Annotated in this window: 6 protein-coding genes; 2 read left to right on the top strand and 4 right to left on the bottom strand. The window is 72.1% G+C overall.

Annotated features, from left to right (window positions below; translation table 11 throughout):
* Window positions 1-27: 27 nt before the first annotated feature.
* The 3 genes from ACWGH4_RS26765 to ACWGH4_RS26755 all read right to left on the bottom strand — a co-directional run bounded on the left by ACWGH4_RS26765 (window position 28) and on the right by ACWGH4_RS26755 (window position 5,032).
* The gene (locus ACWGH4_RS26765; protein WP_453465455.1) at window positions 28-1,410 is read right to left on the bottom strand and encodes a carbohydrate-binding protein; all 1,383 of its coding nucleotides are present in this window, start codon (window positions 1,408-1,410) and stop codon (window positions 28-30) included.
* A 66-nt stretch (window positions 1,411-1,476) separates the two neighbouring features.
* Entirely contained in the window at window positions 1,477-2,463 is a 987-nt protein-coding gene (locus ACWGH4_RS26760) for a LysR substrate-binding domain-containing protein (RefSeq protein ID WP_453465453.1), read from the bottom strand.
* A gap of 109 nt (window positions 2,464-2,572) precedes the next feature.
* A complete protein-coding gene (locus tag ACWGH4_RS26755) occupies window positions 2,573-5,032 on the bottom strand; it encodes a SpoIIE family protein phosphatase (RefSeq protein WP_453465451.1) in 2,460 nt (819 codons plus the stop codon).
* Between the two features lie 143 nt (window positions 5,033-5,175).
* On the opposite strand from ACWGH4_RS26755, the gene ACWGH4_RS26750 reads away from it, so the two are divergent.
* Window positions 5,176-5,649, top strand: a complete 474-nt coding sequence (locus ACWGH4_RS26750) for a VOC family protein (protein WP_453465449.1) — start codon at window positions 5,176-5,178, stop codon at window positions 5,647-5,649.
* Between the two features lie 82 nt (window positions 5,650-5,731).
* Here ACWGH4_RS26750 and ACWGH4_RS26745 read toward each other — a convergent pair whose 3' ends face one another.
* Window positions 5,732-6,259, bottom strand: coding sequence for a GNAT family N-acetyltransferase (locus ACWGH4_RS26745; protein WP_453465447.1), 528 nt, complete (start codon window positions 6,257-6,259; stop codon window positions 5,732-5,734).
* 199 nt (window positions 6,260-6,458) lie between these two features.
* On the opposite strand from ACWGH4_RS26745, the gene ACWGH4_RS26740 reads away from it, so the two are divergent.
* Window positions 6,459-7,592, top strand: a 1,134-nt coding sequence (locus ACWGH4_RS26740) for a GH12 family glycosyl hydrolase domain-containing protein (RefSeq protein WP_453465445.1), incomplete at its 3' end; no start/stop codon positions are given.

The raw sequence follows: 7,592 nt of genomic DNA, 5'->3' as shown, positions 1-7,592 counted from the left end.
CCCTCGGGAGGCCGGTAGGTCAGCCGGTCACAGGCGCTGCCAGAGTGCCGGGACGTTCGGGGGTTCCCAGCCGGCCTGGGCCTGATGGCCCTGGAGGCAGCGGTAGGTCGCGCCGCCGTAGGTGACCTGCGCGCCGGCCTGGTAGACGGTGCCCGCCGCCCAGGTCCCGCCCGGCTCGCCCGGCTCCCCCGGCTCACCGGGCTCACCGGGGCCCGTGGTGGTCGTCAGCGTCAGCCCGTATCCCTGGAGCAGCGGGTTGATCGGCTGGTGGTACGTGGTGCCGCCGCTGCGGCAGTCGCCCGAGCCGCCGGAGGTGACGCCCTGCGCCTGGCTTCCGGAGATGTACGAGCCACCGGAGTCACCGGGTTCGGCGCACACCGTCGTCCGCGTGACGCCCGTGATGGTCCCCTCCGGATAGGTGACGCTGGTGTTGTGCTGCGAGATCGTGCCGCAGTGCCAGCCCGTGGTGGAGCCGGAGCGGCAGATCGACGCGCCGACCGGCTGCTGCACCGAACCGGTCACCTGGATGTTCTGCCCGCTCTGGCCCTTGACGTACGGCGTCGAGGTCCAGTTGCTGTTCGTCGCCACCCACGCCGTGTCCCGGCCGGGGAACGTCGAGGCCTGGAAGGTCCCCTGGGCCACCTGGTTGTAGCCGCTGGTGGTGGTGCCGGCCCGGCCGCAGTGGCCCGCCGTGGCGAAGCCCTGTGTGGTGCCCCGGGTGATCGCGAAGCCGACCGAGCAACGGCCGCCGCCGCCCATGTAGTAGGCGTCGCCGCCGCGGATGTCGTAGAGCGGGCGGGGCTGTTCCTCGGTCGGGACGACCCGTATCCGGTCCCGCTCGGCGCCGCTCGCCCCGATCAGGGTCCGCGCCGCGGACTTCTCCACGGCCCGGACGACGACGGCGTTGGCCCGGACGTCGACGTACCAGACGGGCACGTCGGTCGAGGAGTCGCGCGCGGCGGCCCGGTCCAACGCCGCCTTCGTGCGGTCGAGTTCGGCCAGTGTGTGGGTCACGACCCGGGCCTCGGCGCCGCCTGCCCTGATGGCGGCCGCGTCAGCGGCCCGGGTGGTGGCCACGGTCAGGGTGCCGGAGTCGGCCCCATCGACCCAGGCGCCGGCGAACGCGGCCCCCAACCGCTGCCGGAGAACGGCGGCGGTGGCGCCCGCCTCGGCCTCGTTCACCAGTCGCCGCTCGGCCTGGGCACGGGTGAGCCCGAGGTCACGCTGCATGGCGCGGAGCAGTTCCGGCTGCGCGGCGGACACCGCGAGCGTGTCCGCCGCGGTGCGTGCGGCGGCGCCGGGTGCCGTGCCGGCCGGCTGCGCGGACGCGGAGCCCTGCACGGAGGTCAGGACGAGCGCGGCCGCGGCTGCGGCACCGACACACGCTGCCTTGGCGTGTCTGTGGAGCATGGAAGTCCCCTCGGTCTCGTTGGAGGTGTGCCGAAACCGTAGGGAACGAGAACCTCCGCGCGGCAGCTACCAGTCGGCCCCCTCCACGGCGTTATGGAGGACCGCGCCCCGGGCCGTCAGCCATCGCGCGTAACTGGAACTGCGGGCCACCGCGTCACTGTGCGCGGCACGCACCTGTGCGACGACGTGGGGCGCACGCGTCGCCGCGGGCGCCTCGGGGTGCCAGCCGAGGAGGTGGCGCCACACGAGGGGCGTGCCGACGAGCGGACGCGTCACCATGCCGGGCGTGTCGGGGAAGGTGGCCCGGCACAGGCCCACGGCCCGCCCCACCTGGACCAGATGGACACAGGAGGCGGTGTCCGTCTCGTACACGCACGCCGGTGTGAAACCCGCCCGCACACAGGCGGCCGCGAAGCAGTCGGCGAAACAGCCGTCGCCCGGCACGTCCGTCCATGCCTCCGCGGCCAGTTCCGCGAGCTCGATCCCGGGCCGGGCCGCCAGCGGATGGTCCGTGGAGAGCATCACGAACACCGGGTCCCTGGCCACCTCCGTCCAGGCGAGACTCCCCGACCCGGGCGGTGTGCTCTCCCCGCACGCGCCGATGAGCGCGTAGTCCAGCCGGCCCTCGGCTGCCGACGCGGCGATCTCACGCTCCGACCACGACGTGTGGGTGACCACCGTGACACCGGGGTCCGCGGAGGCGAGCCGGTCGACGAGGCCGCCGAGCAGCGGACCGTGGGTGCCACCGAGCCGCAGCGGCGTCCGCGGACCGTAGGGAGCTCCGGCCCGCGCGAACCGCACGGCCTCCTGCTGGAGTTCGCGCACGGCGGGCAGCACGACACGCGCACGGTCCAGGACCAGTTCACCGAGAGCCGTGGCGCGCACACCGGTCCGGCCGCGCTCGAACAGGGTCCCGCCGAGGGAACGCTCGATCCTCCTCAACTGCGCGCTGAGCGCGGGCTGGGCGAGGCCGAGCGCGGTGGCCGCCTTGGTGAGACTGCCGGCGTCGGCGATGGCCCGGATCGTCCTGAGGTGCCGCAACTCCAGTTCCATGCCTGCAGCTTGGCGCGGTGCCATCGCCGCGGCAATAAGCTGGTCCGGACCAAAGTGGCGGCCGTGCTCCGCCGGCGCTCTCCCCCCCGGTCCGCGGGCGTACGGGCCGCTACACGGGCGGGCCGCCGTCCGCTCCGCCGGGCAGTGAAGGGAAGTTCTGCTCCGTCCAGACCGTCTTGCCGTCCCGCGAGTGCCGGGTGCCCCAGCGCGCCGTGAGCTGCGCGACGAGAAGCAGCCCCCGCCCACCCTCGTCGGTGCTCCGGGCCCGCCGCAGATGCGGCGAGGTGCTGCTCGTGTCGGAGACCTCGCAGATCAGCCGCTGATGGTGGATGAGGCGCAGCGTCAGCGGTCCGCCGCCCGCGTAGCGGTAGGCGTTGGTGACCAGCTCGCTGACGATCAGCTCCGTGGCGAAGGCCATGGCCTCGAGTCCCCACGCCGCCAGCTGGTCCGCCGTGAGCCGGCGGGCCCGGGCGGGCGCCGTCGGCTCCGCCGGAAGTACCCAGGTGGCCACCGACTCCGGCGCCAGGGTGAGCGTCCGGGCCAGCAGCAGTGCGACATCGTCGGTGGGCCGCACCGGCAGCATCCGTTCGACCACCGCCTGCGCCATCTCCTCCACCGGCCTGCGCGCACCGGACATGACGGCGCAGAACTCGGCCAGCCCGGCATCCACGTCCTGGTACGCGCCCTCCACCAGCCCGTTCGTGTAAAGGGCGAGAACGCTGTTCTCGGGCAGCGTCAGTTCGGCCGACTCGAACGGGAGCCCGCCCAGCCCGAGCGGGGGACCGGCCGGCAGCTCGGCGACGGCGGCCTCTCCCTCCGGCGTCACCACCACGGGCGGCGGATGGCCGGCACGGGCGACGGAGCAGCGCCTGCTCACCGGGTCGTAGACGGCGTACAGACATGTCGCGCCGACCACCTGCTCGCCCGGCGCGCCCTCGATGTCCTGCTCCTGCTCCCCGGCCAGCCTGTTCACCAGGTCGTCGAGATGGGAGAGCACCTCGTCGGGGTCGAGATCGAGGTCGGCCAGGGTGTGCACGGCCGTACGCAGCCGGCCCATGGTGGCCGCGGCGTTGATGCCGTGCCCGACGACGTCGCCCACGACGAGGGCGACCCTGGCACCGGACAGCGGGATGACGTCGAACCAGTCGCCGCCGACCCCCGTGGCGCCGCCCGCCGGCATGTAGCGGTGGGCGACGACGACGGCCGGATGGACGGGCAGTTCACGGGGCAGCAGGCGGCGTTGCAGCGCCAGCGCGGCACGGTGCTGCTGGGTGAAACGGCGGGCGTTGTCGAGGGAGAGCGCGGCCCGTGCGGCCAGCTCGCTCGCCAGGGTGAGGTCGTCCTCCTCGAACGGCTCCGGCAGCTGCGACCGCCACAGACTGACGAAACCGAGGACGAGCCCGCGGGCCTTCAGCGGCACCACCATCAACGAATGTATGCCGCCCGGCGGCACCTCACCCTGCCCGAGAGCCCTGGCGTTGTCGGCCACGTCGATGGAGGGCTCGAGCACAGGCAGCCCGGTGGACAGGCACCTGCCCTGCGGCGTGTCCTCGGGAAACGTATTGACCGTCCCCACCCGGAACAGCAGCCGTTCCGTCTCCGCGGTGACGGTCAGGGACGCGGTCCTGCGCACCGGCCCGACGCCTCCGTCCGCGACGGGTTCCTCACCGCGGCTGACCGATTCGAGAAGGTCGACCGACACACAGTCGGCCAGTTCGGGAACCGCCGCCCGGACGAGCTCCTGCGCGGTCGTCTCCACGTCCAGGGTGGTGCCCACGCTGGCGCCGGTCTCGGTGAGCAGAGCAAGCCGCCGACGCGCCCGGTGGCGGTCGGTGACGTCCTCGACCAGGTCCGTCACGCCCAGCACCCGGCCGGCCGCGTCCTCCACACGGAACGCGGACACCGAGACGAACCGCTCTTTGCCGGGGTTCACCGCCATGCGGCACGGCTGCTCGGTGAAGATCATCGGGGTGCCGGTCTCCAGGACCTTCCGCAGCCCCGCGTCCACGATCCGGGCGTCCGCCTCGACGAGGAAGTCACCGATCCGGTGACCGCGCGCCTCCTCGGGGGTGACGCCACCGATGCGTGCGATGGCGCGGTTGATCCGCAGGATGTTCAGGTCCGTGTCGTGCACGGCCAGACCGATCGGCGACCTGCGGAACAGCCCGTCCATCACGGACCGGTCGATCTCCCACTGCACCACCTCCTCGGCCGGCGCGGCCACCAGGTACCACTCACGGCGGCCTTCCGTCCGGATCACCTGACGGGCCCGGATCCCGAAGCCGAGCCTGCGGCCCTCGCGGGTCCTGACGGGCACGGTCCCGAACCAGCCGCGCTGCCGGACGCAGGCCGCGGTGGCTTCGAGGACCTCCGCGTGGTCGTCGGGGTAGACCAGGACCTCAATCGCCGGACGGCCGAGCACCTCCTCGGCGGACCAGCCGACCAGCGTGCGGGCGCGTTGGCTCCAGCCGATCACCAGGCCGTGGCGGTCCAGCACCACGGAGGCGGCTCGACCGTGCGAGTACGGGTCCTCCGGGCTCTCACTGATCAGGGTCACGGGTCCTGTCATCGCTCCTATCCTCCGCCCGGTCCTACGGGGACGCGAGCGATGAATTCCGGGCGGCGCGGCGGTCGGTAAAGAGACAGTACCGAAGGCACAGTGCGGAACGGACAGTGCGGAACTTCCGCCACGGACCATGTCAGGAGCACCCCATGCCGCGCATCACCCCGAATCTCTGGTTCGACACCCAGGGCAAGGAAGCAGCCGAGTTCTACGTCTCCGTCTTCCCGAATTCGGAGATCAAGCACATCTTGTACTACGGCGAGGCCGGTCCGCGGTCGGCCGGGAGCGTGCTGACCGTGGACTTCTCCCTCGACGGCCAGGACTACACCGCGATCAACGGCGGACCGGACTTCACCTTCAGCGAGGCGATCTCCCTGCTGATCAACTGCGCGGACCAGGAGGAGGTCGACTACTACTGGGAGAAGCTGGGCGAGGGCGGCCAGGAGGGCCCGTGCGGCTGGCTGAAGGACAAGTACGGTCTGTCCTGGCAGGTCGTCCCGATCGCTCTGGAGGAGCTCCTCGCGGACGAGGACCAGGCGCGGGCGCAGCGGGCGATGAAGGCCATGCTCGGCATGAAGAAGCTCGACGTGGCGGCGCTGTACGCCGCCGCAGACCAGGCATGACTTCAGGGCGCGGCCGGCCGGGAGCGTCCGGGCCGGCCGCCCCGTGCCGGTTCTCCCGCCGGTGACCGCGACGGCGGGCCGCCTAGCGTGCCGGCGCCGACGGGAACGCGTACAGCACTTGCGCCTCGTCCCACTCGACGAAGCTGTCCACCAGGGTGGCGCCCAGCCCCTCGAGCAGCCGCCGCGACCGGTGGTTGGCCTCCTGGGTCAGCGCGACCACACCGGGGGACCCGGGCGGGAAGCCGTCCTGGGCCCAGGAGACGGCGGCGGCGACGGCCTCACGGGCGTAACCGCGGCCCCAGTGCTCGGGCAGGAGCTGGTACGACACCTCGGTCCTGCCGTCCCTGGCCCCGGCGGTCACCGACACGAGGCCGACGATCGCCTCGTCCGACTGCCGCACCACCGCGAAGACGCCGGGCGCGCCGACGCACCTCCGCTCGCGGATGCGTACGACGTTGCTGTCCACCGGCCCGCCGAGGTGGCGGCGGACCTCGGGATCCGTCCACAGGCGGGTGATCACCGTTACGTCCGCCTGCTCGACGGGGCGCAGGACGAGGCGTGGGGTGGCGAGCGCGGCGGGCCAGGCCGCAGGGGCGGATCCGGAAGACATGGAGCCGATCATGGCACGGGCGCGGTGCGCCGGCGGCGGCCCTGGAAAGGGGCGGTGGGGCGGCGGCCTGTCCCGGGTCAAGGCTTGAACGCAAAGCATCAATCGCAACGGCGTGTCTTGTCAGGAGTTCGAAACACTCCTACAGTCCAGCGCGATGGGAGCGCTCCCACGGTATGCCCGCACCTGCTGAAGGGACACCATGCGACACCGTTTACGCGCCTTCGCCACCGCACTTCTGCTCACACTCGGAGCCCCCGCCACGCTGCTGTCGGCGGCGCCGGCCGCCCAGGGGGACGTCCGGACCGCCGCCCAGGCCGACGTCGAGATCTGCGAGCAGTACGGCAGCACCACGATCCAGGACCGCTACGTCGTTCAGAACAACCGGTGGGGGACCAGCGCCACCCAGTGCCTCAACGTCACCGGCACGGGCTTCACCCTCACCCGCGCCGACGGCTCCGTGCCCACCAACGGGGCGCCGAAGTCCTACCCGTCGGTCTTCAACGGTTGCCACTACACCAACTGCTCGCCCGGCACCCGGCTGCCCAAGCAGATAGCGACCATCGGGTCCGCACCCACCAGCATTTCCTACGGTTACGTCGACAACGCGGTCTACAACGCCTCGTTCGACATCTGGCTCGACCCCCAGCCCAAGACCGACGGTGTCAACCGCACCGAGATCATGATCTGGTTCAACCGGGTGGGCCCGATCCAGCCCATCGGCTCCCGGAACGGTTCCGCGACCGTCGGCGGCCGCACCTGGGAGGTGTGGACCGGCAACAACGGCGGCAACGACGTCATCTCCTTCGTCGCTCCCACCGCGATCCCCAGCTGGTCCTTCGACGTCATGGACTTCGTCGACCAGACCGTGAGCCGTGGCATGGCCGCGCCCAACTGGTACATGACGAGCATCCAGGCGGGCTTCGAGCCCTGGCAGTCAGGTGCCGGCCTGTCGGTGAACTCCTTCTCCTCCACGATCAGCGACGACGACGGGGGCAGCGGCGAGGAGCCTCCCGGCGAACCGGCCGGCAGCTGCCAGGTCGGCTACGCCGCCAACGTGTGGCCCGGCGGGTTCACCGCGGAGGTGACCGTCAAGAACGCCGGCACCGCTCCCGTCGACGGCTGGAACCTCGGCTTCACGCTGCCCGCCGGCCAGAGCGTCACCAGTGCCTGGAACGCCTCGCTCACCTCGTCCGGCGGCGCGGTGACCGCGCGTGACATCGGCTTCAACAGCCGCATCCAGGCGGGCGGCACCCAGTCGTTCGGCTTCCAGGGGACGTACACCGGCACCTTCGCGGAACCGGACCGGTTCACGCTGAACGGTGCCGCCTGCACC

The organism is Streptomyces sp. NPDC054847 (assembly GCF_053610925.1).
This window is presented reverse-complemented; position numbering and strand designations above follow the sequence as displayed.

Bases quoted from the DNA above. Each gene is read 5' to 3' on its own strand.
- ACWGH4_RS26765 (WP_453465455.1), bottom strand. From the start codon at position 1,410: ATGCTCCACAGACACGCCAAGGCAGCGTGTGTCGGTGCCGCAGCCGCG.
- ACWGH4_RS26745 (WP_453465447.1), bottom strand. From the start codon at position 6,259: ATGTCTTCCGGATCCGCCCCTGCGGCCTGGCCCGCCGCGCTCGCCACC.
- ACWGH4_RS26750 (WP_453465449.1), top strand. From the start codon at position 5,176: ATGCCGCGCATCACCCCGAATCTCTGGTTCGACACCCAGGGCAAGGAA.
- ACWGH4_RS26755 (WP_453465451.1), bottom strand. From the start codon at position 5,032: ATGACAGGACCCGTGACCCTGATCAGTGAGAGCCCGGAGGACCCGTAC.
- ACWGH4_RS26760 (WP_453465453.1), bottom strand. From the start codon at position 2,463: ATGGAACTGGAGTTGCGGCACCTCAGGACGATCCGGGCCATCGCCGAC.